General features: G+C 27.9%; 24 protein-coding genes. 19 read left to right on the forward strand and 5 right to left on the reverse strand.

Translation table 11 applies throughout. The features are described from left to right. Positions 1-142: 142 nt before the first annotated feature. The gene (locus ACQPVP_RS01705) at positions 143-1,189 is read right to left on the reverse strand and encodes an FAD:protein FMN transferase (protein ID WP_430846642.1); all 1,047 of its coding nucleotides are present in this window, start codon (positions 1,187-1,189) and stop codon (positions 143-145) included. Between the two features lie 104 nt (positions 1,190-1,293). Further along, positions 1,294-1,719, reverse strand: coding sequence for an FMN-binding protein (locus ACQPVP_RS01710; protein ID WP_430846644.1), 426 nt, complete (start codon positions 1,717-1,719; stop codon positions 1,294-1,296). A 318-nt stretch (positions 1,720-2,037) separates the two neighbouring features. Between ACQPVP_RS01710 and ACQPVP_RS01715 the strand changes: the two genes are divergently transcribed. The 4 genes from ACQPVP_RS01715 to ACQPVP_RS01730 all read left to right on the forward strand — a co-directional run bounded on the left by ACQPVP_RS01715 (position 2,038) and on the right by ACQPVP_RS01730 (position 5,952). Then, complete coding sequence (locus tag ACQPVP_RS01715) at positions 2,038-3,918, forward strand: FAD-dependent oxidoreductase (RefSeq protein ID WP_430846646.1); 1,881 nt, start codon at positions 2,038-2,040, stop codon at positions 3,916-3,918. Positions 3,919-4,030: 112 nt separating this feature from the next. Beyond that, positions 4,031-4,411: a NusG domain II-containing protein gene (locus ACQPVP_RS01720; RefSeq protein ID WP_430846648.1), complete on the forward strand. Its 381-nt coding sequence runs from the start codon at positions 4,031-4,033 to the stop codon at positions 4,409-4,411. A 9-nt stretch (positions 4,412-4,420) separates the two neighbouring features. Then, positions 4,421-4,936: a Gx transporter family protein gene (locus ACQPVP_RS01725; RefSeq protein ID WP_430846650.1), complete on the forward strand. Its 516-nt coding sequence runs from the start codon at positions 4,421-4,423 to the stop codon at positions 4,934-4,936. Between the two features lie 50 nt (positions 4,937-4,986). Then, the gene (locus ACQPVP_RS01730; protein WP_430846652.1) at positions 4,987-5,952 is read left to right on the forward strand and encodes a polyprenyl synthetase family protein; all 966 of its coding nucleotides are present in this window, start codon (positions 4,987-4,989) and stop codon (positions 5,950-5,952) included. Between the two features lie 8 nt (positions 5,953-5,960). On the opposite strand, the gene ACQPVP_RS01735 is transcribed toward ACQPVP_RS01730, so the two are convergent. Continuing rightward, entirely contained in the window at positions 5,961-6,848 is an 888-nt protein-coding gene (locus ACQPVP_RS01735) for a LysR family transcriptional regulator (RefSeq protein ID WP_430846654.1), read from the reverse strand. A 132-nt stretch (positions 6,849-6,980) separates the two neighbouring features. On the opposite strand from ACQPVP_RS01735, the gene ACQPVP_RS01740 reads away from it, so the two are divergent. Then, the gene (locus tag ACQPVP_RS01740) at positions 6,981-8,108 is read left to right on the forward strand and encodes an ABC transporter substrate-binding protein (protein WP_430846656.1); all 1,128 of its coding nucleotides are present in this window, start codon (positions 6,981-6,983) and stop codon (positions 8,106-8,108) included. Here the strand turns inward: ACQPVP_RS01740 and ACQPVP_RS01745 are convergent. Beyond that, entirely contained in the window at positions 8,105-9,226 is a 1,122-nt protein-coding gene (locus ACQPVP_RS01745) for a glycosyltransferase family 4 protein (protein ID WP_430846658.1), read from the reverse strand. The genes ACQPVP_RS01740 and ACQPVP_RS01745 overlap by 4 nt on opposite strands. A gap of 125 nt (positions 9,227-9,351) precedes the next feature. Here ACQPVP_RS01745 and ACQPVP_RS01750 point away from each other — a divergent pair, with 125 nt between their 5' ends. From ACQPVP_RS01750 to ACQPVP_RS01760, 3 genes are read left to right on the forward strand one after another with little or no spacing between them, the layout of a single operon-like run. Continuing rightward, a complete protein-coding gene (locus ACQPVP_RS01750) occupies positions 9,352-10,344 on the forward strand; it encodes a CotS family spore coat protein (protein ID WP_430846660.1) in 993 nt (330 codons plus the stop codon). 14 nt (positions 10,345-10,358) lie between these two features. Beyond that, positions 10,359-11,105 (forward strand): hypothetical protein, encoded by a 747-nt coding sequence (locus tag ACQPVP_RS01755; protein WP_430846662.1) that lies wholly within the window; start codon positions 10,359-10,361, stop codon positions 11,103-11,105. Positions 11,106-11,121: 16 nt separating this feature from the next. Continuing rightward, a complete protein-coding gene (locus ACQPVP_RS01760; protein ID WP_430846664.1) occupies positions 11,122-12,168 on the forward strand; it encodes a CotS family spore coat protein in 1,047 nt (348 codons plus the stop codon). A gap of 172 nt (positions 12,169-12,340) precedes the next feature. Here the strand turns inward: ACQPVP_RS01760 and ACQPVP_RS01765 are convergent, their stop codons facing one another. Next, the gene (locus ACQPVP_RS01765) at positions 12,341-13,459 is read right to left on the reverse strand and encodes a glycosyltransferase family 4 protein (RefSeq protein ID WP_430846666.1); all 1,119 of its coding nucleotides are present in this window, start codon (positions 13,457-13,459) and stop codon (positions 12,341-12,343) included. A 105-nt stretch (positions 13,460-13,564) separates the two neighbouring features. Here ACQPVP_RS01765 and ACQPVP_RS01770 point away from each other — a divergent pair, with 105 nt between their 5' ends. The 11 genes from ACQPVP_RS01770 to ACQPVP_RS01820 all read left to right on the forward strand — a co-directional run bounded on the left by ACQPVP_RS01770 (position 13,565) and on the right by ACQPVP_RS01820 (position 26,311). After that, positions 13,565-14,566, forward strand: coding sequence for a CotS family spore coat protein (locus ACQPVP_RS01770; protein ID WP_430846668.1), 1,002 nt, complete (start codon positions 13,565-13,567; stop codon positions 14,564-14,566). A 200-nt stretch (positions 14,567-14,766) separates the two neighbouring features. Then, a complete protein-coding gene (gene yabG / locus ACQPVP_RS01775) occupies positions 14,767-15,657 on the forward strand; it encodes a sporulation peptidase YabG (RefSeq protein WP_430846670.1) in 891 nt (296 codons plus the stop codon). A gap of 187 nt (positions 15,658-15,844) precedes the next feature. Continuing rightward, on the forward strand, positions 15,845-16,081 hold the full coding sequence (locus ACQPVP_RS01780) for a Veg family protein (protein ID WP_430846672.1): 237 nt from the start codon (positions 15,845-15,847) through the stop codon (positions 16,079-16,081). Between the two features lie 387 nt (positions 16,082-16,468). Beyond that, on the forward strand, positions 16,469-18,052 hold the full coding sequence (locus ACQPVP_RS01785; protein WP_430846674.1) for a DUF3794 and LysM peptidoglycan-binding domain-containing protein: 1,584 nt from the start codon (positions 16,469-16,471) through the stop codon (positions 18,050-18,052). A 236-nt stretch (positions 18,053-18,288) separates the two neighbouring features. Continuing rightward, positions 18,289-19,125 (forward strand): cyanophycinase, encoded by an 837-nt coding sequence (locus tag ACQPVP_RS01790; RefSeq protein ID WP_430846676.1) that lies wholly within the window; start codon positions 18,289-18,291, stop codon positions 19,123-19,125. Continuing rightward, on the forward strand, positions 19,106-21,730 hold the full coding sequence (gene cphA, locus ACQPVP_RS01795; protein ID WP_430846678.1) for a cyanophycin synthetase: 2,625 nt from the start codon (positions 19,106-19,108) through the stop codon (positions 21,728-21,730). Before ACQPVP_RS01790 ends, cphA begins: the two co-directional genes overlap by 20 nt. A gap of 113 nt (positions 21,731-21,843) precedes the next feature. Then, positions 21,844-22,686: a 4-(cytidine 5'-diphospho)-2-C-methyl-D-erythritol kinase gene (ispE, locus tag ACQPVP_RS01800; protein WP_430846680.1), complete on the forward strand. Its 843-nt coding sequence runs from the start codon at positions 21,844-21,846 to the stop codon at positions 22,684-22,686. A gap of 58 nt (positions 22,687-22,744) precedes the next feature. Beyond that, positions 22,745-23,422, forward strand: coding sequence for a stage II sporulation protein R (gene spoIIR / locus ACQPVP_RS01805; RefSeq protein ID WP_430846682.1), 678 nt, complete (start codon positions 22,745-22,747; stop codon positions 23,420-23,422). Between the two features lie 140 nt (positions 23,423-23,562). Continuing rightward, on the forward strand, positions 23,563-23,979 hold the full coding sequence (locus ACQPVP_RS01810) for a DUF1934 domain-containing protein (protein WP_430846684.1): 417 nt from the start codon (positions 23,563-23,565) through the stop codon (positions 23,977-23,979). 258 nt (positions 23,980-24,237) lie between these two features. Beyond that, entirely contained in the window at positions 24,238-24,540 is a 303-nt protein-coding gene (locus ACQPVP_RS01815) for a hypothetical protein (RefSeq protein WP_430846686.1), read from the forward strand. A gap of 169 nt (positions 24,541-24,709) precedes the next feature. After that, a complete protein-coding gene (locus tag ACQPVP_RS01820) occupies positions 24,710-26,311 on the forward strand; it encodes a CTP synthase (protein WP_430846688.1) in 1,602 nt (533 codons plus the stop codon). Positions 26,312-26,406 lie beyond the last annotated feature (95 nt).

Raw genomic sequence — 26,406 nt, forward strand, 5'->3', positions numbered from 1 at the left:
AGATTTAAACAATTTATTTTAAATATAAAAAATAGCTATCGCTAGCGGATTTTTTATACAGATAGCGATAGCTTCATGTTTTTATTAGGCTGCCATAATGTTAACTAAGTGACATTGGTCTGTGTGACAGCTCCTTTTACAATTAACTTTCTAATGTAAAATCACCATTAGTTAGGGTAAAAATTGATTTTAAGCCATCTGTTATATAAACTTTATAATCTTTAGTTATAAATATTGCATCAATACCATCTAGAGTATTTACAAATTTCATTCCTTCTTCAACTCCCATAGCAAATACTGAAGTAGATAAGGCATCTCCATCAGTTGATTTATCACTTACTATAGTAATGCCAGCAATTTCATTATCATAAGGATAGCCAGTGGATGGATTTAAAATATGATGATATTTTACTCCATTTTCCTCATAGTATCTTTCGTATATTCCAGAAGTTACTACGGATTTATTACTAGTAGTAATGCTACCAATTATTCCTCCACGTTCAGTAAAAGGATTTTGAATTCCTATTTTCCAATCATCACCATTTACTTTTTTCCCATGAGCAAATACATTTCCACCTAGGTTTATAATAGCACTTTTAACTCCTTCTTCAGTTAGTATATCTGATATTACATCAGCAGTGTATCCTTTAGCTATACCACCTAAATCTATCATCATACCTTTTCTCTTTAAAAAAACAGTCTTATTGGTATCATCAATTTCAATATCATTATAACCGATTAAAGGAAGCTTTTCAGTGATTTCTTCTTGACTTGGAACTCTAGCCTCTGGTAAACCAATATTCCAAAGTTTAACTATTGGTCCTACTGATATATCAAATAATCCATTAGAAAGCTTTGAGTATTCTAGCGATTTTTTTACTATATTATATGTATCATCATCTACTTTAACAGGTTTTATACCAGCTTCATTATTAATTTCATCTACTAATGTACCATTTTCATTAATGCTTAGTATAGATTCCAATTCTTTAACCTTATTAAATACCTTATTTAAAATTGTTTCATCTTTATTATCATAAAGGCTTACAGTAACAACAGTTCCCATTAAAACTTCGCTTTTAGATAAGGGTTCTATTACTTTGTTATCTTTTGAACAACCACCCAAATTAACAAGAGAAAAAATTAACAAAAGGTAAATACTAAGTATTTTTATCATTTTTTTTGTCATAATAGTCCTCCTATTTTAATACTATTAATATTATTATAAGTATAAAAATAAAAAATAACAAAAGACTTTAGGCAAGAGCCTAAAGTCCTATTTATTAACAATAACTATTTAGCGTCTGCTAAAGCTTCTTCTGCTAAACTTTTGAATTTGTCTGAAGTACTAGTAGCACCAGTTACAGCATCAACTGAAGCAACATCTTGCTTTTCAACTAAAGCTTTTTCTAAAGCTGGGAAAGCTTCTATTGGGTTACTTCCTGATACATTTTTCATATTAGTGTTGTATTCTTCATTGTTTAATTTACTTGTACCATCTTCTGCAACTTCATCATATTTAACAGTAGCAATTTTACCGTCTTTAACTTCTATTTCAATTGAAGCAGTATATCCTTTATCATCTTTTGCAGATGTTTTTGTGTAAGTTCCATCTTTTAATCCAGCTTCTTGAGCTTCTTCTTTATTTCCACATCCTACAAATATAGTAGTAGCTAAAGCAGCAACAGCTAATAAGCTTATAACTTTTTTTGATTTCATAAAAAAATCCCCCTTAAAAACTTATATAGTTTGTATTGAATTGTTTTCAATCACTAGTTCATTATACACAAAATAAAATAGATTAGGTATTCAAGTTTCTTATGGCATATAAGTAATGTTAATACCGTTAAAAAATTAATAAAGCCTTATAAATGACTATATATAAGGCTTTGATAAAAAAATACTTAAAATATTTCTAAAAAATATTGTTAAAAAAGCTACAAAAAAATATTTTTATTATATGGACATATTAGTGAATAGTGTATAGAATTAATTATGCTATTTTAGAATTATTTAATGAAGGGAAAGGTGTAACACATGTCGAAGAATAAGATACTTGTTCTTGGAGCTGGATATGGTGGTGTTCATGCCGCTAAGAAACTAGCAAAAAAATATAAGAAAAATAATGATGTGGAAATAACTTTAATAGACAGAAATCAATATCATACGTTAATGACAGAATTACATGAAGTTGCAGGGGGAAGAGTTCACCCTGAATCAGTACAAGTTGAACTAAGTAAAATTTTTGGAAAATCAAAAGTTAACGTTGTAACAGATTTTATAGAAAAAGTTGATACAGATAAAAAAGTTGTTAAAACTACAAATGGAGAATATTCATATGATTACCTAGTTATAGGAACAGGTAGTGAACCAGCTTTCTTTGGGGTTCCTGGTGTAAAGGAAAATGGATTTACTTTATGGTCATTTGAAGATGCACTTAGAATAAGACATCACATTGAAGATATGTTTGCTAAAGCAAGCATTGAAAGAGATGCTAAGAAGAGAAAAGAAATGCTTACATTTATAGTAGCAGGTTCAGGATTTACAGGGATAGAAATGGCTGGAGAACTTCTTGAATGGAAGACTAGATTAGCTAGAAAATATAATGTAGATGAATCGGAAGTTACTTTAAAAGTTGTTGAAGCTATGGGAACTATCTTAAATATGTTAGATAGAAAACAAGCTGATAAAGCAGAAAAATACATGGTAAAGCATGGAATGGAAATATTAAAAAATTCTCCTATAGTTGAAGTTACTGAAAATCAAGTGATTTTAAAGAGTGGGGAAAAAATTGATACAAGAACATTAATTTGGACTTGTGGAATTCAAGCTAATCAAGATGCAAAAGAATATGGATTAGAAACAGCTAGAGCAGGTAGATTACAAACTAATGAATTTATGCAAGCTGTAGGTAAGAAAGATGTATTCGTAGTTGGAGATATGGCTTACTTTGAAGAAGAAGCTGGAAAAGGTACTCCACAAATAGTTGAAGCTGCTGTACAAACAGCTGATATAGTTGTTAAGAATATAGTTGCTTCAATAGAAAACAAAGAAATGCAAAAATTCCAAGGAAAATATCATGGATTTATGGTTTCAATTGGTGGAAGATATTGTGTTGCAAACTTAATGGGATTTAAATTATCAGGATTCTTTGCAATGATAATGAAGCATTTAGTAAATATTCATTATTTATGGGGAGTAAATAATATTAATGCTATATATAATTATTTACAACATGAGTTCTTTACAATGGAAGATAAAAGATCAGTAATGAGAGGTCATTTATCATCTAAGGCTAATAGATTATGGTTAGTGCCATTAAGATTATTTATTGGGTCTTTATGGTTAATAGAAGGTCTGAAAAAATTACTTGGAGAATCTACATGGGAAGCTATGTGGAATGCCACAACTATTAAAGGTTTCTTCGATAAGATAGCTATTGGTGCTGATAGTTGGACTAAGGCTGGAAATGTACAAATGCCATTTACTTGGTTACAAGATGCAACATCTGGTGCTTCAGCAGCTGCTGGTGAAACAGCAACTGAATTTGCAACACCAATACTTAAAGAAATCCCAGGTTGGTATTCAGCAATAATGCAAATTATGATGCCAAACCCTGAAGTTGCAGTTTGGTTCCAAAGAATAGTTGTATTAATGGAAATTGGAATGGGTCTATGCCTAATAGCAGGATTATTCACATTTATCTTTAGTGGAATTTCAATTGGTATGACAATTAACTTTATATTATGTGCTATGGCCGGTTGGGACATACTGTGGTATACATTTGGAGCAATTGCACTAATGGGTGGAGCAGGCAGAACATTTGGATTAGATTACTATATTATGCCATGGATTACTAGAATGGCAGATAATTTCTGGCATGGGAAGAAACAACCAATATATAAAAATGCACAATAATTAATGAAATAATTTAAATATATTGTATAATGAATTTATAAGGTAGGGTATTTACTCTACCTTATAAATTGTAAGGTTATAATGAGATTACATTATAATGGAGAGGATTAATATGTTTAAAAAGTTAGACTTTGTTATAATTGCAGTATTGATGCTATTATCATTTTTACCTGAAATTATGTTAGGAGCTTCGGTAGGAAAAGGATTTAGCAATACATATGCAGAAATAACAGTTGCAGGTAAGTTATACAAAACAGTGCCGTTATCAGTTCATAAGGGTGAAGAAACTATAGAACTAAAAACAGATTTAGGAATTAATATTATTCAGATAAAAGATAATAAGATAGGTATAATTGAAGCAGATTGTCCAGACAAGGTTTGCATGAATCCAGAATATATTGAGAAAGCAGGACAAAGCTTAGTGTGCCTTCCTCATAAGGTTATGATAGAAATTAAAGGGATGGCAGAAGATGATATTATACTATCATATTAAGGAGATGCTATGAAGAAAACTAGTAAAATGGTATATATTGGATTATTAGTAGCTCAAGCTTTAGTTTTATACATTGTTGAGCGTTCTATTCCTGTTCCTTTTATAACGCCAGGTGCAAAATTAGGTTTAGCAAATTTAATTACTGTAATTGCTTTATATACATTAGATAGTAAAAAAGATGCATTTTTAGTTTTATTTTTAAGACTTACATTATCAACTATGTTTGGTGGAAATTTATCATCCTTTATGTATAGTGCAGCAGGAGGAATATTAAGCTTTCTTTCTATGGTTGTAGTAAAAGGTTTATTTAAAGATAAGGTTAGTATTATAGGAGTAAGTTCTGCTGGAGCTATATTTCATAATGTAGGACAATTAATAATTGCTTCACTAATAGTAAAGAATATAGGTGTTATGCTATATTTACCTATATTATCAACTATAGGAATTGGTACTGGTATATTTATTGGAATAACAGCTAACTATGCGGTGGCGCATTTAAGAAAACTTCCAATGTTTAAAAGTTAAAAGACTAAATAGATCTATGATTTTTTTAATCACTAAGAAGGTGGATTGTGATGGACAATATTTGGAATAATTATCCTGAAATAAAACAAGAGCTTGCAGAAGTGCTAGATTTAATGAAGAAAAATGTTAAATGCAAAGACAAAAAAATAGAAAACTCTATAATTGAATTAATAGAATCAGGTGGAAAATTATTAAGGCCTGCTTTTGTTTTAATGGGAGCAAAATTTGGAGATAATGATGGACAAAAATCAATTCCTACTGCAGCAGTTATAGAGATGCTTCATATGGCATCTTTAGTACATGATGATGTAATAGATGATTCTAAGCTTAGAAGAGGCCAAGAAACTATCCAGTCTAAATATGGAAAAGATTATGCTGTATATATAGGAGATTACCTATTCTGTGTATGCTTTAAAATATTAGCAACACATGAGTCTTTAGAAGCAATAAAGATGGATTCTAGAGCTATGTCAAAGATCTGTATGGGAGAAGTAAACCAATTAAACGCTAGATTCTCTATGAAATTGTCTGTTAAAGATTATTTAAGTAGAATATCAGGAAAAACAGCAGAGTTATTTTCAATTTCATTATATTTAGGGGCTGCAGAATGCAAGGCAGAAGAGAAGGTTTCAAGAGAGTTAGGGAATATAGGACATAACTTAGGAATGGCTTTTCAAATAATAGATGATATATTAGATTATGAAGGCAGTGATAAAAGTATAAAGAAATCTGCTGCTAATGATTTAAGACAAGGTATTTATACTATTCCGTTAATTTATGCTTATAGAAATAATAAATCAGCATTTAAAGATATACTAGGAAAAAATTATTATTCGGAAGATGATATAGTCCAAATAATAAAATTAGTAGAAGAAAATAAAGGAATAGAAATGGCTAAGGAATTAGCAGAAAAATATATGAATAAATGCTTTAAGGGAATAGAGAGGCTTCCTGAAAATAAATATAAAGATGTTTTAAGAGAAATAGCAAATTGGCTATTACAGAGGACATATTAAAGGGTTACTTAATTTAAGTAACCCTTTAATATATTTCTTAATGTTTTAACAAATTCTGAATTAGTTTTATAAAAACATTCTAAATAACTAATGTAAAGTTGTAGAGAAATAGAGAAATCCTCAATTTTTATTATTTTAATATTTGATAATGAATGATAATTATAATATATACTAGAAGGTATAAAGGTAGCAGCCTTACTAGATGAAACTCCTTTCAATGCAGAAAAGTATGAGTTTGTATTATATAATATATTAGCTTTTTCTAGAGCTTCCTCATCACAATTTAAATTACTACATATTAATTTTTTTAAACAATTCTTATTTGAAGTAAATATCAATGGTAATTCAAATATTTGTTCTTTTTTTATAGTATTTAATGGAAAACTTTTATCCGCTACTAAAAGGATTTCATCGTTACCTAGAAGCTTCGTAACTACCCCAGTAGTATTTTCTATTTTACTATAGCATATTGAAACATCACATATGTTATTTAATAAACTTGACTTCGAACAGCAATCTATTGTATTAAGATTAATAGTGTAAGAAGGGAAAAGCTTTTTCATTTTAAAAATAGCTGTAGGTAATATAGTTAATCCTATAGATTCAACTGATTCAATAGATATAAGTTTTATCTTATTTATAGAGTTTAGTAATTCTTCTTGCATTTTATTATAAGAGCTTAATATAGACTCTGAATACTTAAATAATATTTCTCCTTCTGGTGTTAGAGTTACTCCTTTGTTTGTTCTTTCAAATAATTTAACATTTAACTTATTTTCTAGCTTTGATATTTGTTGACTCAGTGCAGATTGAGAGATATGAGCATTTTTAGCAACAGTTGAAATACTTTTAGAATTAGCAACTTGATAAAAATAGTTTAAACTATCTATATGCATAACAATCTCCTATTCAATAATTTATATGTCAGTCTATTATAGTATAATAAATTATAAATTGCAAAATAATTAATATTGTTCAAATAATAGATTATTAGTGTATAATTTATATATAATTAGGATGTGATAAATATGAGAATTAAAAGAAGAAGAATACTTTCATTATTAGCAGTTTTTATTTTTATATTTTTTATTAATTTAGTATTAAGTAAATCAAGCAGGGAAGTATTAAAGGGAGATATAGTAGTTTGGACAGATAATACTTACTATTCATATTTTACTAAAGTAGCTAACGAATTTGAAAGTAAAAATAGAAAGGTACATATAAGCGTAATTAATATATCTCAGGAAGAGTATTTAGATAGAATTATACATTCTAACTATAGAGACTTGCCGAACATAGTTCAGCTTAATATTGAGGATATAAATAAAGTAAAAGATAAAATTAATTTTACTGAAGAAAATAAGGATATCATTGAAACCTACAAGAAAAATTTTAATAAAAGTAGAATTAAGGAAGTTGAGGTAAATGAAGATTATTATGCTGTGCCATTTACATCGAATCCAATAGCTTTATATTTAAGAAAAGATATTTTAAAGGAATATGGATATGAAAGTGAGGATATCAATACATGGAAGCAATTAATTAGTATTGGAAAAGAAATAGAAACAAAAACTAATGGTGAAATCAAAATATTTTCAAATAAAGATAAGAAAAATATAGCGCTTCTAATATTATCTCAATTAGTTGATGATGAAACTAAAGAATATTCAAAAGAGGATATTATAAGTGAGTTTAAAAATATTTATAATGAAGACTATATAACTGATAGTGACAATTATTTATGCAGAGTTGCATCATTAGATTTTTATAAAGAAATGGTTAATGATGGTACTCAATATCTTTGGGAATGTAAAAATCCTCCAAGCTTTAATATTGGAGAAAATAGGTTATTTGACTTAGGTGGTAAAAATTTAGTTGCCTTAAAAGTTGAAAAAAATGAAGAGGCTATTAAAGAATTTATTGCTTTTGCAGCAACAAATAAAGAGTTATTATCGGAAGAATTATTAGAATATAATTTTTTCCCAAGCTCCCTTTATTCATTAAAGGTTAAATATAATAAAGAGAGCAAAAGTAATTCAGAAAGTGATGAAGAAAATAACCCATTCCTAATATTAACGAATATAGTGGAAAGAGTCCCAAGTATAACAAATTATGATAAATTTAAAGAGATAATTTTCGAACTTTCCGATAATTAATTTTCATTTATTTTTTTATAAGCCTCTAAAGTTTTTATGGCAGTATTTCTCCATGAAAATTGGAGGCTTCTTTCATATCCTTTTTGTGATAAATCATTTTTCAATTCTTTATTATTTAGTAGATTTACTAAAACTTTTTCTAATTCATTTTTGTCAAAAGGATTAATTAATATACAGGCATCTCCAGTAACTTCAGGAATAGAAGTAATATTAGATGTTATAACTGGGGTCTTGCAGCTCATGGCTTCTAATGGAGGAAGTCCAAACCCCTCATATAAAGATGGATATACAAAAGCTTCGGCTCCATTATATAGTGTTGGAAGAATTTCATCATCTATAAATCCTGTGAAAATAATATTATCTTTCGACTCTAAATTTTCAGTTAGTGCAACAAGTTTCTTTCCTTCATCCTTAATTGATCCTGCTAAAAGTAACGTGTGAGGTTCATTTAGGTCTTTATAAATTTTATTAAATGATAATATAAGATCTTTGGCATTTTTTCTTGAGCTAAATCCTCCTATGTATAAAATATAAGGACTGTTGAAATTAAACTTTTCTTTTATAAAGGATTTGCATTTTTCTTTGTCTAAAGGTTTAAAATTAGTATTTGCAGCTAAAGGAGTAACATAGACTTTATCTTCTGGAATATGATTAAAGAACTTTAAAATATCTCTTTTGGAGTATTCTGAAACTGTTAAAATCCCTTTAGACTTATCAATTATATCGGGCATATTTCTTAAAAAACGCTCAAGGTATCCTCGGCCAGTAGTTTCTGGTAGTAAATATGGAATTAAATCATGAATGGTCACTACACAATTTGTGTCGTAACTTTCGCAAAGCCCCATACCGTTTTGTGGAATATGATGAATATCTATATTATTATTTTTTAAAAATGTTGGGAAATAATAATTTTCATAAAAACTACCATGTCTTCTAGAAGTAAAAACTATTTTACAATTATCCTTTTTATATCTTTCATAATTTTTACCTGTCCAAAAAAGATAGTAATTATTTTCTTCATCTATATTAAGTAATTCTCTCACTAAATTTTCAGTATAAGTACCTATTCCAGTACCATTATATAAATTAATACCTCTAGCATCTATAGATATATTCATAGCTATCCTCCTAAAATTATCATATATATTTATAAGTATTATTAATGATTTAATTCTATGATTATAAACACAATAAAATAAGCGACTTCATATAATATCATTGAATAAATCTTAAGGAGAAGCCTATGGAAATTTCAGATATTAAAAGTGAAATTCAGGATAAGTATATGTTAGATATAGAAACTATAGAAAAGGTAAAAAATAGCTATAAGATAAAAACTAATGATGGGGATTATGGTATTAAGGTAATTAAATATCAATATCCCCATTTTCATTTTATTTTATCAGCCATTAAACACTTGAAAAATAGAGGATTTAACAAGATTCCAGAAATTATAAATACCAAGGATGGTTTAGAATATATAAGTCTTGGAAATAATTATGCGTATTTAAATAAATGGATAGATTCTAAAAGTTGTAATTACAAAGATTTAGGGCAATTAAAGTTGGCTTCTGAAACCCTAGGAGAACTACATAATTGTAGTGAAGGTTTTACCTTAAATAGACATATGAAGCCTAGAATTGCATGGTTTTCCTGGATAAAGGTTTTTCAAACTAGATGTAATGAAATTTTGGATTTTAAAAAGAGAATTTATCAGAAGGCATATAGATCAGAATTTGATGAAGTATATTTAAGGGGTATAGAAGAAGAACTGGATATTGCAAAGAAAGCCATTAATGAGTTAAGAAATAATAAGTATATAGAAATTATGGAGAAAGAAGTTAATAAGAGAGGTTTTTGCCACCATGATTATGCACATCATAATGTTCTTATAAGCAAAGATAGAGAAGTAAATATTATTGATTTTGATTACTGTATCTTAGATACTCATATTCACGATTTAGCTTCTTTATTAATTAGATCTATGAAAGATGGAAGTTGGAGTAGGGATAAGGCATATTTTATACTAAATTCCTATTCTAATACCCATAGCTTATTTGATGAAGAAGTAAGATTAATAAAGGGATTTATAATGTTTCCACAAGGATTTTGGCAAATTGGTCTTCAATATTATTGGGAGCAACAACCTTGGGGGGAAGATTTTTTAGTAAATAAGTTAAATAAATATTTGAAAGATAGAGAGAATAGAGAAAGCTTTCTAGATAACTTTATTTAATAGGTGGTGATAAGATGCAGAAAACAGAATTAAATTCTTATTTGGAAAATAAGGGGATAATAGTGCTGAATGGTAAAATAGATAAAAATCAAGATAATATAAATATATTTAAGCAAATAGAAGATATAATATTTTTTCATAATAAAATTGGACCATATAAGGAAAATTTATTTCCTAGAATTGGAGCATCTATAGGAAAGGAAGTAACTAGTTATTATTCTCAAATACTGATAATAAATGAGTATTTAAGAAAAATACAGGAAAAGAGTAGTTTAAATTCTATAGATTTTTATTTAATAAATAGGGGAGAAGAGTTAGTTAGCTTAGGGGAAAAAGCATTGAAACATGTATATTCTAATAATTTTAGAAGTCTTATTGAAAGAAGTATGAAAAGCTATGAGGTTTGTTTAACTAGAGTTGATGAGGAAAATTTAAATGTGAAAGAAGATGGAAAGATAATAGTAAGTACAGTAAGGTATTTAACTTATAATCTTAAGGAACATGATATTTATTCATATATAAAGAAAATAAAAAGAAGAGAAATAGATTTAAATATAGATGAGATAATTAAATATTATATTAAAACTGCTAATCTTAATGAAGACAGTAAAGAGTATTTAAGAGGACTATCATCTTATCCTAATGAAGAACTAAAATTAGTTGAAAGATATATTCTAGGAAAGCTTAAGATGAGGGAAGAAGAGGTTTTATATGCATTATATAAGGCTAAAAATATAGATAGTAAGGCAAGAATTATTTAGTAAAGGGGGACTTAATATGAATAAATTTAGATATGTGGATAAGGATATATTATGTAAATACGATTTAAGTGAAGAGTTTTTTAACAAGTTATCCTTTGATATTGATGATATACTACCTTTGAGAAAGGTATTTGTATTGTTAACAAATGAAGGTAAAAAAATATTAAAGCTTACAGATTCATCTGAAGATAGAATAAAATTTATTAATGAAGCCTTAAAATATGTATCTGAGAAATATGAGGATTTACTTAGTTATTATGAAGATGAAAATGGAAGAGTAACTTATAAGTCAGGGGAAAATACTTATGTAATACTAAATATGATTGAAGGTAGAGAGTCTACATTTACTAATCTTGTTGAAGTGGAAATGTGCACTAAAGCAATGGCTAATATGCATAAGGCATCAAGGGGAATATTTCAAACTCTTAATGCAGATATAGTAAAAGGAAATTTAGGAGAGTATTTACCATATCAATATAATAAAGCTAAGGATGATTTACTTAATATTAAAGAATATATATTAAGATTTAGGCATAAATTAGAGTTTGATACTTTATTTCTAGAAAATGTTGATAAGCGTATTAATGAAATTCAAAAATCTATAGAGCTATTAGCTATGTGTAATTATAATAGTTTGCTAGAAGACTTTAGAAAAAGGGTTTTATGTCATAATGATTTAGCGCATCATAATTTTATAGTAGATGGGGATAAAATAAAAATAATAGATTTTGATTATTGTAAGATTGATACTAGGGCTGTAGATATAGCTAATTTTGCAATGAAGGTTATAAAAAATAGTTATTATGATATGGAGACCTTTAAGAGGATTTTGGAATCTTACAATTCTGTAGAGAACTTAACTAAAGATGAAGTTAAATTAATATATTCTATTTTAAGTTTTCCAAGAGATTTTATAACTATTTCAAGAGATTATTATTATAGACAAAAGAAATGGGATTATGAAGTGTTTCTAAATAGAATGAAAAATAAAATAAATAATGAACTATATAGAGAAGAATTTGTTAAAATATTCATTTCAGAGTTAAATGAATATTTTTATTAGATAAACAGAGATATCACACAATGAAAAATTAAGAATGAGTAATGAAAAAACTCCCGAAGGAGTTTTAGAAAGAAATTAATTTTTAGTAATTCTGCAAGAATTACATCAATAATTATTTATTTTTAATTTTTAATTCTTAATTTGGGCTGTTTGTGAGACAGCCCATTTATATTTAGTTTTCAATAATTTTTTTATAAGCATTAATTGTAGATTGGGCTGTTATATTCCATGAATATTTAGAGCTTTGAATAAGTCCATTAGTTATCATTTTTGCTCTTAAAGATTCATCTTTTAAAACTCTTTCTATTGAAGTTGATAATTCTTTAATATCATATGGATTAATTAATAAAGCAGATTCATAACATACCTCTGGAACAGAGGTCACATTGGATGCTATAACTGGAGTGCCACATGCCATTGCTTCTAAAGGAGGTAGTCCAAAGCCTTCATAGAATGAAGGATAAGCTAGTAGTTCTGAGGCATTATAAAAAATAGGCAATTTTTCTAGAGGAATAAAATCTGTAAAAATTACATCATCTTCGATATGAAGATCTATAGCTCTTTTTTTATAAATGCTGTACGAAATTCCTTTTTTGCCTGTTATAACTAATTTAAGATTTTTTTTAATATCTTCAGGGAGAAGGGAAAAGGCTTCAATTAAGCCTACAATATTTTTTCTAGGACTAAAACCTCCTACATAAAGTATAAAATCTTCTTTAATATTGTATTCTTTTTCTAATATTTTTTTGCATTGAGACTTATCTAAAGGTCTATATATATCCTCAGCAGCAAGATGTGTAACAAAGATCTTATTTATAGGAAAGTTAAATTCTTTTGCTATATCTTGCTTTGAAAATTCAGAAACTGTTAGTATTCCATCACAACTATTTATAATTTTAGGAAGCTCGTTATTAAAGATATACAAATAGCGTTCACTAACTGTCTCTGGCATTCTCAATGGGATTATATCATGCAAAGTAATAGATTTGTGACAATTAATATTAGCGGACAGCCCAACACCGTTTTGAGGCACGTGGTAAAGATCGATATTACTATCATCTAAAATATTTGGAACTCTAACTTCGTCCCAAAAATTTGCTGAAGCCGTTGCCCTAATCAACTCAACATTGAAATTATCACTTAAATCTAGAGCTGAATTTTCAGGCAAAAAAACTAAGTAATCATTAATATTATCAACTTTATTTATACTATTAATAAGTTGATAAGTATATGTTCCGATTCCAGTTCCTCTATACCATTTAGCAGCTCTACCGTCTATGCCTATCTTCATGACTTAATCCTTTCTCATTGTTTTTAATTTATTATATTAAACTTAGGAATAAAATGTTAATAAAAGAATAAATATAGTCATATAAATATAAAGGGGGTGAGGGTTATGATGAGAGAATTTGAAATAGAAAGACAATTTGATATTAAGATTGAAGTTTTAAAGGCAAATAAAGGAGTATATTATTTAAAGACAAATAAGGGAGAAAAATGCTTAAAGAAAATTAATTATGGACCTCAAAAGTTATTATTTGTTTATGGCGCTAAAGAACATTTAATTAAAAATGGTTTTAATGCTGTTGATAGGTATTTTTTAAACATAGATGAGGAACCGTATGCCCTTGTAAATGAGGATCTTTACACTTTATCTGAATGGATAGAGGGGAGGGAGTGTGATTTTCATAACATAGACGAGGTGAAATTAGCTGCTAGGACTTTAGCTATGATGCATGAGGCTTCTAAGGGATATGATCCTCCAGAAAATTCAAAGTTAAAGAGTGATTTAGGCAGATGGACTCACCTTATGAATAAGAGAATTAAATCTTTAGATAAGATGAGATATATGGTAAGAAAGAAAAATAATAAAAATGATTTTGATTTATTATATATAAAATCTATGGAATTCTATAAAGAAATTGGTAAAAAAGCTTTAAAGACATTGGAAGAGTCAGAGTATGATAAGCTTTGTGAAATAGCTGAAAATGATAAAAGTTTTTGCCATCATGATTTTACTTATCACAATATAATTTTAGATGAAAATAATAACTGCAATGTAATAGACTTTGATTATTGCAAGAGGGAAGTTAGAACCTTTGATATATCGAATTTTATGATTAAAGTATTAAAGCGAGTAAATTGGGATATCAACTTTGCAAATGCTATTATAGAGTCTTATAATGAAGTTTCACCTTTATTAGAAAGTGAATATAAAGTACTTTATGCTTATTTACAATTTCCTCAAAGATACTGGAGACTTGCTAATAGATATTATTATAATGAGGTGAATTGGGGTCAAAATACCTTTGGCAGTAAGCTTGAGTCTATAATTAGTGAACAAGAATCTATGCTTAAATTCTTGAATGAGTTTAAAAATGAATACAACTTAAATTAAAAAAGTGCCTAGGGCACTTTTTTACTCTTTGGAAAATTATAATGGCATTACCATGGGAGTAACATTTTATAATTTTCTTACCTAAGTTCTGAGATGCTTGAAACGGGAGTGACTAATATAACATATTTACTACTTTTTTTATGTACAAATACAGAGAATTCGACATAGAATAATATAAACTAATAACTAAGAGGGAAAAGATGAAAGTAGGAGATTTAGTAGTTAGAAAGTCATATGATAAAGATATTACATTTAAAATTATTGATATTAAAGAAGATGAAAGAGGTAATAAAATTTATATATTAAAAGGAATAAGTATAAGAATAATTGCAGATTCCAGAGATGATGATTTAGAAATGGTAGATGATGAATTTGTTGGAACCAAGGAAAAGATACTAAATAGAAGAGTAGAAGAGGCTCTAAAAAAAGCAGTTTCAATGAGAAGTGATACTGAAGCTGTTAAGATATTAAACAACTTATCCCGGGGGAGCAAATCATTAAAAAATCAGCAGAATAAAGAATTGATATTTGGAAGACCAGGGAAAATACTTCATATAGATGGTGATAGTGAGTATTTAGAGACTTGTCTTAAGGTTTATAAGCAATTATCTTTGGATGCTGTAGGCAGAGCTATTACTGAAAAAAAACAGCCTGAAGTTATAGTAGATTTAGTTAAAGAAATTAAGCCTGATATAGTAGTTCTGACTGGGCATGATAGTGTTGTAAGGGAAACAGATGATTATTTGAATTTAGAGAATTATAGAAATTCCAAATATTATATAGATGCTGTTAAAGCTTTAAGAAATTATAATTCTAGTTATGACGAGTTAGTGATATTTGCTGGAGCCTGTCAAAGCTGTTATGAATGTATGTTGGATGCTGGAGCAAATTTTGCAAGTTCTCCTAATAGAGTTTTAATTCATTGTTTAGATCCTGTTCTAGTATGTGAGAAGATAGCATTTACAAGGATAGATAAAGTAGTATCTATTACAGAGGTCATAGATAATACTATAACTGGGATTAAGGGGATAGGAGGACTACAGACAAGAGGTAAGTATAGAGAAGGATATCCTAGGTCTCCATATATTTAAATATAAATAAAGTTAAATAAAATGTATAAAAAAATAAAAATAAGGAATAATAGTGAATGTATAAAAGAGTAATAAAAAAGGTAAAAGTTTACATTGACAATTCTTTTGTAAGGTGGTAAAATTATAATTTTTATTTGACAATATGTGGGTTTGGGTGTATAATATAATAAAGAAAGAGGGTGTTTATGTGGAAAATGTAAAGACTATCGCGTCTATAAAGAGAAGTATTGAAGACCATATAGGAGAGAAAGTAACTTTAAAGGCAAACGGTGGAAGAAAAAAGATCCTAATAAACAACGGAATAATAGAAAGTGCGCATCCAAGCATTTTTGTAGTAAGATTAGATAATGATGTGCCAAGGACAGTAACATACAGCTATTCAGATGTATTAACTAAGACAGTACAGTTATATTTTGCGTTATAGTGATTAGAGCTCCATATTTTGAGCTCTAATTTTTTTTTCCCTTTTTTAAGCAAAAAAAAGAAAGATGGTGGGTTTCCATCTTTCAACTATGGTATAAAAGGGTATTGAGAATTTATGAGAGGTTATATGGTCAATAACCATAATTATAATACGACATATTTTAATCAGTGTCAACATATTATTTAAAAAAATTAGAGAAAAAATGAAAAAAAAATTATGTTTTTATATAATTCGACATAAATTTAGATAAATAATCCTCAGATGTAAATAAGAGTAAGGTAAGTGTTGAAATTTGCTAATTTTCTTTTTGAAACATTATATAAAACTTTGAATAAATATATATGGTTAGAATATATTTATTAATAGGTATTATATGGGAGGGATTATATGTCACAAATAGATGTAATAAGAGAAAGTGTTCGATATGAGCAATTACTAAGAGAAGGCTTAACTAATCAAACTTTAAAAGGTGAGCATTTATTAAGAGATTCACAATATCCTGATATGAAAGATGTATTAGGAATAGACGTAAAAGCTACTATAAACAATAAAGAGCTTGTTGGAGATAGAGTTATGGTAGAGGGAGATTTAAATTATATAGTATTTTATATTTCTAAGGAAGAAGCTATTACAGATTCACCAACTAACAAAATACATTCAGTTGTCTTTAATGATAAGTTCTCAAATTATGTAGATCTTAATGATGATGAACATAATATAGAATGCAATGTTGAGTGCGATGTAGAACATATTGAAGCAAATTGGATGAATGAGAGAAAAGTTGGTATTGATGGGATACTAACTTTAAGATGGGAGATCTATAAGAATGGAGAGTTTGATTATGTGAAAGATATTGAAGGTAAAGATGATATTCAAACTCAAAAAGAGAATCAAGTTTTAAATGGTGTTAGAGGTGAAAAAGATATAGATTTAATGGGTAAATCTATGTTAAAAGTAACAATGGATAAGCCGGAAATAGATGAAATTTTAAAGTGTGATATGAATCTTCATAAAAAAGAAATTAAGGTTGTAGAAGGAAAAGTTTATATTGGATGTTATTGTAAGGTAGCAATACTTTATAGAAGTCGTGATGATAAGGAACTTGACGTATTAGAAGACGATGTTTACTTATCAAAGGAGGAAGAAGTGCCAGGAATAACTGGTGATATGATTAGTTCCCTAGATTTAAGGGTGGCTGATAGTCAATATGCAGTTAATTTGGATGATGTTGGAGAAAATAGGTTGGTGAATATTGAATTTACAGTTAGAGGTAATGTTAAAGTATATTCAAATGAAAAAGTTGAAATTTTAAAAGATGCCTATTCACCAACTATGAACATAGAATTAGAAAATAGCAATAAAGAATTTACTTTAATTCATAATATAGAAAATCATGAGATTTCTGCAAAAGAAGTTCTTGATCTAGAAAATAAAGAAGATAGAGTTGATGAAGTAATAGCAGTGACAGGATGTCCTATTATAAAGGATAAGGTTGTTGAAAATGAAAAATTAAAAATAGAAGGTGTAATTAAAGTTTATATTATATATAAATTGTCAGGAGAAGAAATTAATTATGGAATATTAACAGGAGATGTTCCGTTTAATGCAGTTTTAGATATTAAAGGCTTAAGAAAAGATATGAATGTTTTAGTAAAGCCATATATAGAAAATATTGATACAAATGTAGAAGGAAATGCAATTTCAGTTAAAGCAACTGTTGGGCTTAATGTTAAATCCTTTTACAAAGTTAGTAAGAATTATGTTAATAATGTATCAGAAGGACAAGAAGAAGTAAAAGAAAAGAAGGCATCAGTAACTATTTATGTTGTAGGGGATGGAGAAACTCTTTGGGATTTAGCTAAAAAATATAACACTACTATTGGTGAGTTGGAAAGATTAAATGATCTAGATGATGATAATAAAATTAAATCAGGAGATAAACTAATTATACCTGGTAGAGCCATATTTTAAAAGAAACTCCATATTCATATATGTTAATAGAGTAAATTCAATTAGCAAAATTAAATATTTTGAATTTTACTTAATTTAGAAATCTAGCAATTGCTAGATTTCTTTTTTTATTCTTTAGGAAATTATAAAGATGTTACCCTGTTAATAACTTTTTTATTATATTACATGCATATTAAAAGTGAATAATATTAACCCTTGGTGGATAAAATAAGAAATGCATGATAAGAGGTGAGATTATGGCAGAAAAAATTAAGGGCGATTTAATTATCATCGGAGGAGCAGAAGATAAAGAGGGCGATAAAGATATTTTAAAAAAGGTATGTAATTCTATAAATAAAGAAGAGGATATTATATTAATTGCTACTATAGCAACAGAATATCCAAAAGAAGCTTTAGAAAAATATACTAAAATATTTAAGGGTTTAGGAGTTAAAAATGTAAAAGGATTAAATATTAAAGATAGAGAAGATTCCTTAAATAAAGAAAATATAAAGCTTATTAAGGAAGCCTCTCTTATATTTTTTACAGGTGGAGATCAGTTAAGAATAACTAGCTTAGTTGGAGGTACTTCTATTTATGATGCATTAAAAAGTGCTAGTGAAAATGGATGCATCATAGTTGGAACTTCTGCAGGAGCATCAGTAATGAGTGATACTATGGTGGTTAATGGAGATGATGATGAGTCACCAAGAAAATGCACTTTAAAAATGGCTCCAGGCTTAGGCTTTGTTGAAGGTGTAATGATAGATCAACACTTTGCTCAAAGAGGAAGAATAGGAAGGCTTTTAACAGGGATTGCCCAAAATCCAGAAATTTTAGGAATTGGGATAGATGAAGATACAGCATTGGTAGTAAGAGATAATGGAGATGCACAAGTTGTTGGAAATGGAGCTGTATATTTTTTAGATGCACGAAATATAACATATAGTAATGTATCTGAACAAAATTATGATGAAGTATTAAGTATGTTTAATGTTAATTTACATGTACTAAAAGAAGGAGATAAATTTAATCTCCTAAGTAAGATGCCTTTTGAGGAGGAAAATAGTAAAGATGAAAGTAATAGAGACTAAGGTCTTTAAGGGGAAGAATATATATTCCCTTAAAAAATGTATTAGACTTGATGTGGATTTAGAGGGTTATTGCGAAACACCAAGTAAGGATATTGAAGATTTCAATTTCAATCTAGTTAATATGATTCCAGAATTAAGAACTCATAGATGTGGGATTGATGAAGACGAGGGTTTTATAAAAAGACTTAAAGAAGGAACTTATCTAGCTCACATTTGTGAACATATAATTTTAGCTATTCAAAATAAGATTGGAATAGATGTTCATTACGGAAAGTCTAGGGAAATTAAAGATGATCGTTATTATATAATTTTTCAATATATTTATGAAAGTACAGCTCTAGAAGTTTCTAAGCTTGCTATAGATATTGTAAATGCGTTAATTAATAAAATTCCTATAAATTATGAGGATAGAATAGAATTTTTAAAAGAAGTTTTGAATGATGAATTTCTCGGACCTAGTACCAAATCTATTTGTGATTATGCAATGGAAGTTGGTCTTCCTGTTGTTAATTTAGGAAATGGAGATTTTTATCAAATAGGATATGGAAAACAAGGTAAGATAATTGAAACTTCAATTAGCTCAAATACGAAATGTGTATCTGTTGATATAGCATCTGATAAGCTACTTACAAAGGAGATTTTAAGAATTCAAAATATACCTGTGGCTAAAGGAAGCAAGGTTAGAAATATAATCAATCTATTACAAATGGCAGAAGAAATTGGTTACCCTGTAGTACTAAAACCTCAATATGGAAATAAGGGAAAAGGGGTAATTTTAAATATAAAAAATGAAATAGAATTATTAAATTCTTATAAAAAATTAAAAGATAAGTTTAAAGATATGATAATTGAAAAGTATCATAAGGGCAAAGATTTTAGGGTATGTGTAATAAATTATAAGGTAGTTGCAGCATCTCTTAGAACCCCACCTTTTGTAATAGGAGATGGAGAAAATAGTATATTTGAACTTATACATCAATTGAATAAAGATCCTTTAAGAGGAGAAGATCATGAAAAACCATTAACTAAAATCAAATTAGATGAAGATGTATTTGGATGTATATCAGAACAAGGGCGATCATTAATGGAAGTTTTGAATAAGGGTGAAATACTTTATTTAAGAAAAAATGCGAATTTATCTACTGGTGGAGAGTCGGTTGATTGTACAGATGACATTTGTGATGAAAATATAAATTTATGCATAAGAGTTGCAAAGGCTTTAAATCTAGACATCTGTGGTATAGATATTTGTACAGAAGATATATCTTTACCACTATATAATAATGGAGTGGTGATGGAAGTGAATGCAGCGCCAGGCTTAAGAATGCATTTAAATCCTAGTAAAGGAAAATCGAGAAATATAGGAAAAGAAATTGTAAATATGATATACAATAATAAGCCTTATAATATTCCTGTAATATCAATTACAGGAACTAATGGGAAAACTACAACAACAAGATTAATTAGCCACACCTTATCAAAAATGGGGTATTGTGTTGGTATGACTAGTAGTAGTGGGATATTCATAGATGATGAATGTATAGATACTGGTGATGATACTGGGTTTGAAAGTGCAAAATCTGTATTATTAAATTCAGATGTAGAGGTAGCTGTCTTGGAAACTGCTAGAGGTGGGCTTATTAGAAAAGGTCTAGCATACGATGTTGCAGATGTTGCTGTAATCACTAATATAAGAGAAGATCATCTAGGGATTGATGGAATTAATTCTATGGAGGATCTTTGTTATGTTAAATCATTAGTTGGTGAAGCTGTTAAGAAAGATGGATATGTAGTTATAAATGCTGATGATGAGTGGAGTAAAACTATATTAGATAGAATAAAATCTAAGAAGGTATATTTTACATTAAACTCTGATAATGATGTTTTGAAGAATAAAAATTCTGATGACATTTATATTTATATAGAAAATGAAGATATAGTAATCTTTAATAAGAATAAGAAATATACTTTATGTAATATAAAAGATATTCCAATAACATTAGGTGGCAAACTTAAATTTAATATTGAAAATATTCTAGCAGCATCGGGAGCTTTAGTAGCTATGCAAATAGATTATTGTATGATTAAAAATGGAATTACTACGTATTTATTAAATTCAGAAAAAAATTCAGGGAGATTTAATTGCTTTGATGTTAGAGGGGTTAATGTTATTTTAGATTATGGTCATAATGTGGATGGATATAATGCGGTTCTTTCAGCTATTAAAGAATTACAAAAAGGAAATCTTTATGGAGTAATAGGAATTCCAGGAGATAGATTGAATGAATCAGCTATGGAAATAGGTGAGATATCATCAAAGTATTTAGATTATATTATAGTTAAAGAAGATAAAAATTTAAGAGGTAGAAAGCAAGGGGAAATAGCAAATTTAATAGTAAATGGAATAAATAAAGAAGATATAAATAAAAAATATGAAGTGATTTTAAATGAAGATGAAGCTTTAATAAAAGCTTTAAATATGGCTAAAAGTGGAGATACCGTTGTAGTATTTTTTGAAGATATGAAGCCGTTGGTTAAAATAATTGAGAAGTTTTCAGAGGGTGAAAGTAAAGATATTACTTATAGGAATGAAGCTTTAAATTAAAAGAATGGTCCCTGGTTTACTATATTATTAAAAAAATATATAATTAAAATAATAAACTTCAGATTATTATCTGAAGTTTATTTTAAAATATTTAGTCGAAAGGAAATAAAAGTATGAGGATTAAGGCTTATGCTAAGGTAAATATATCATTAGATATAGTTGGAAAAAGAGAAGATGGATACCATATATTAGAAATGATAATGCAGGCTATAGATTTATATGATGAAATAAATATAGAAAAACAAAGCAAAGATATTACTATTAAATGTAATAAACCCTATGTACCTACAGATGAAAGAAATCTAGCTTACAAAGCAGCTAAATTATTTATGGAAAAATACAATATACATAGTGGAGTTAATATAAATATAAAAAAGAATATTCCGGTATGTGCTGGACTTGCAGGAGGAAGCACAGATGGGGCTGCGGTATTAAAGCTTATGAATAAGCTTTTTGAGGTTAATGCTAGTGATGAAGAGTTAATGGAACTTGGATTGAAGTTGGGAGCTGATGTGCCTTATTGTATAAAGGGAGGAACAGCGTTATGTAAGGGAATTGGAGAAGAGGTAACTAAACTAAATGAATTTAAAGATAAAATTTTAGTTTTAGTTAAACCACCTTTTGGAGTTTCTACAAAAAGTGTTTATCAAGATTTTGATTTAGGAAAGGTCAGAAGTCATCCTAATACAGAAGCTTTAATTAAAGCTATAGAAAACGGAGATTTAAGATTTGTTTCTAATAATATGAAGAACCTATTAGAAAATGTTACTTTAAGAAAGCATAAAGTACTAATAAACATAAAAGAAGAAATGAAAAATACTGGAGCTATAGGAGCTATGATGAGTGGTAGTGGGCCTACTGTTTTTGCATTTTTTGATGATATGCTTAAGGCTCAAAAATGTTTTGAAAAAATGAAATTGAAATATAATGATGTATTTATTACAAGAACAATTTAAAATTTAAGTATAAACCTCCTAAATTTGGCAATAATTAAAGCTGTAAGGGGGTTTTGATATGAGAAACAAGATTCTTGTAGTGAGTTTAATATTAATTATTTTAAGTTTGAGTGGTTGTACAAGCATTGAAAATGGACAAGGCTTTAATTTAGATAATGAATTAGTTTATGAGGATATAGTAAATGAGATAATTAGGTTTCATGTAATTGCAAATAGTGATTCAGATGAAGATCAAAGTTTAAAGTTAAAAGTAAGAGATAAGGTAGTTGAATTTGTTTCTAGTAATTTAAAAGATGCTAAAAGTTTAGATGAAGCAAGACAGTTTTTAATTGATAATAAAAGTGACATAGAGAGCATTGCTAAGTCTGTAGTAATTGAAAATGGATATTCTTATAATGTAACTAGCACTTTATCTAGAGAAAATTTTCCCGATAAGGTATATGGAGATGTTGTATTCCCTCAAGGTGAATATGAAGCCTACAGAATATTAATTGGAGAAGCTGAAGGTCAAAACTGGTGGTGTGTTATGTTTCCTCCTCTTTGCTTTGTAGATGGCACTAAAGAAGTAGTAGATTCTAAAGCTATAATAAATACACTAGAAAGTAATAAAGATAGTAACAAGGATAGTAATAAAGAAAGCAAGGAAGAAAGTAATAAAGATAGTGATAAGCCTACAGAGAATAAGATTAAATTTAAATTTAAATTATTTGAAATACTATTTAAAAATAAATCTTGATTAATTTAAATATTATAATTAAACTATATGATATATATAGGTAATAAAAGAAAAATAGACAAACATATAGAGATTAATTACATAATAAAAGAAGGGAGGGAATTTAGATTAAGCTTTAATAGCTTTATCTATAAATATATATGAAAAAGAAAGCAGTTATATCTTTAAGAAGTTTTAATGATTTAGACGAAAATGATGTAATAGAAGTTGTAACTCCTGGTGAATTTTTAGTTACTGAAGATGGATTTAAGGCTGTATATGAAGAAACAGAGTTATCTGGTATGAATGGAACGACAACAACTTTAACGATGTTAAATGATAAATTAGTTCTTGAAAGAGAAGGAAAAATAAGTGCTAAAATGGATTTTAAGAAAGGTGAAACTTCCGTATCATTATATAATACACCATATGGGGTGTTAGATTTACAAATCCATACTGAAGATTTAAAAGTTGATATTAATGAGAATGGTGGAGACATTACAGCAAAGTATTCAATGGAGCTTGCAGGACAGCCGCCAATTACAACTAAACTTGCGGTAAGTGTAAAGACAAGTTAATATGAAATGTTCTAATAGATAGAGTATAGAAAACATTATTGATTAGTTTTTCTATACTCTATTTTGTTGTCTAGGAAAAATTCAACATCCAATTAAAAGTAAAGTGATGAAATAATCAAAATTATATAGAAGTAATTTTTTATTTTTAATAAGGAATATTATTAAGTGATAATACAAAATATATTATCAGCCAATGTTTTATGAATAAGTTTTATAGAAAATGGAAATAATATAGAAAAATAAGGGGGTGATTGTCTTTTGAGTTGTGATAATAAACTTGATAAGGTTACTATAGTTATGAATGTTTTAGCATCATATTTAGGCATTGAAGTAAAAGAAATGAATGAAAAACTGAAGAAAAAGGAAAATAAATATATATTTTTATTATTATTGAAAAATTATAAATGTCTTCAAAAGGATAAAATAAAAGAGGTATTAGATATAATTAGTGATAAAAGTATTAAGTATAATATGGATAAGGCTGAAGAAAAATTTCTTGTAAATAAAGAATTTAGAGAAATGTATTTTGAAATTCAAGAAGGATTAAATAAGATTATTTAAAAATAAAACAAGAAATACTAGATTTTTTTGTTTATATATGATAACATAAAGTTTATTGAATTTAGGCATTATAAACCCATTATAAATAGTGAGGTAATTATGATTATATCAAATAGGGTGATTAGTGTCAAGAAAATAAATACAAATTTTATTTTTTGGGAGGAGTATTATGAAAACTAAGTATGTATTTGTAACTGGAGGAGTTGTATCTTCTTTAGGAAAAGGAATAACAGCAGCATCTTTAGGTAGATTATTAAAAAATAGAGGATTAAAAGTTTCAATACAAAAATTTGACCCATATTTAAATGTTGATCCAGGTACAATGAGTCCATATCAACATGGAGAAGTTTTTGTTACTGATGATGGAGCTGAAACGGATTTAGATTTAGGACACTATGAAAGATTCATAGATGAAAATTTAAGTCAAAATAATAATGTAACAACTGGAAGAATATATTGGTCTGTTATATCTAAGGAAAGAAGAGGAGAGTACTTAGGAGGAACTGTTCAAGTTATTCCTCATATTACTAATGCCATAAAAGAAAGAGTTTATAGAGTTTCTAAAGAAAAAGAAGTAGATGTAGTAATAACAGAAATAGGTGGAACAGTAGGGGATATAGAGTCCCAACCATTCTTAGAGGCAATAAGACAAATTAAGTATGAAGTTGGAAGAGAAAATGTATGTTTTATTCATGTTACATTAGTACCATACTTAGGAAAAGCGGGAGAGCTTAAGACTAAACCTACTCAACATTCAGTTAAAGAATTAAGAAGTATAGGAATTCAGCCAGATATAATTGTTTGTAGATCTCAAAAAGAATTATCAGATGACTTGAAAGCAAAAATAGGATTATTCTGCAATTTAGAAGCTAAATGTGTTATACAAAACTTAGATGCTGAGCATTTATATGAAGTTCCACTTATGTTACATAATGAAGGGTTAGATAGATTAGTTTGTGAAAAACTAGAGCTTGGATGTAGAGACATAAATAATAGTGAATGGATTGAAATGGTTAAGAAAGTTAAAAACTTGAAAGAAAATGTTAAAATTGCATTAGTTGGTAAGTATGTAGAATTACATGATGCATATATTTCTATAGTTGAAGCTTTAAATCATGGAGGATTAGCTAATAATTCTAATGTAGAAATTAAATGGATTAATGCAGAGGATGTTACTTTAGAAAATAGTGATGAATTATTAAGTGATTGTCAAGGTATATTAGTTCCAGGTGGATTTGGAGATAGAGGAATTGAGGGGAAAATTGAAGCTATAAGATATGCAAGAGTTAATAAGAAGCCTTTCCTTGGAATATGTCTTGGAATGCAATGCTCAGTAATTGAATTTGCTAGAAATGTATTGGGATATAAAGATGCTAATAGTGCTGAAATAGATCCAGAAACTAAATATCCTGTTATAGATATTATGCCAGATCAAAAAGACATTGAAGATTTAGGCGGAACAATGAGATTAGGTCTTTATCCATGTAAATTAGAAGAGGATAGTAGAGCTTATGATGTTTATAAAGAAAATTTAATTTATGAAAGACATAGACATAGATATGAGTTTAATAATGAGTATAGAAAAGCTATTAGCGAATCTGGAATGAGCATTACTGGAACTAGTCCAGATGGAAGATTAGTTGAAATTGTAGAAGTTAAAGATCATCCATGGTATGTATCAGTTCAATTCCATCCAGAGTTAAAGTCTAGACCAAATAGACCACATCCATTATTTATTGGATTAATAGAGGCAGCATTAAAGGAAAAGTAATATAAAAAAAGTGATGTATTATAAAAAAGTACATCACTTTTTTGTATTTAAAATAGATTAAGAAATTAAAATTTGATAAAGTAATTAATTTAAAT

Origin of the sequence: Clostridium nigeriense, assembly GCF_050585265.1 — a bacterium.
Classification (GTDB): Bacteria; Bacillota; Clostridia; order Clostridiales; family Clostridiaceae; genus Clostridium; species Clostridium nigeriense_B.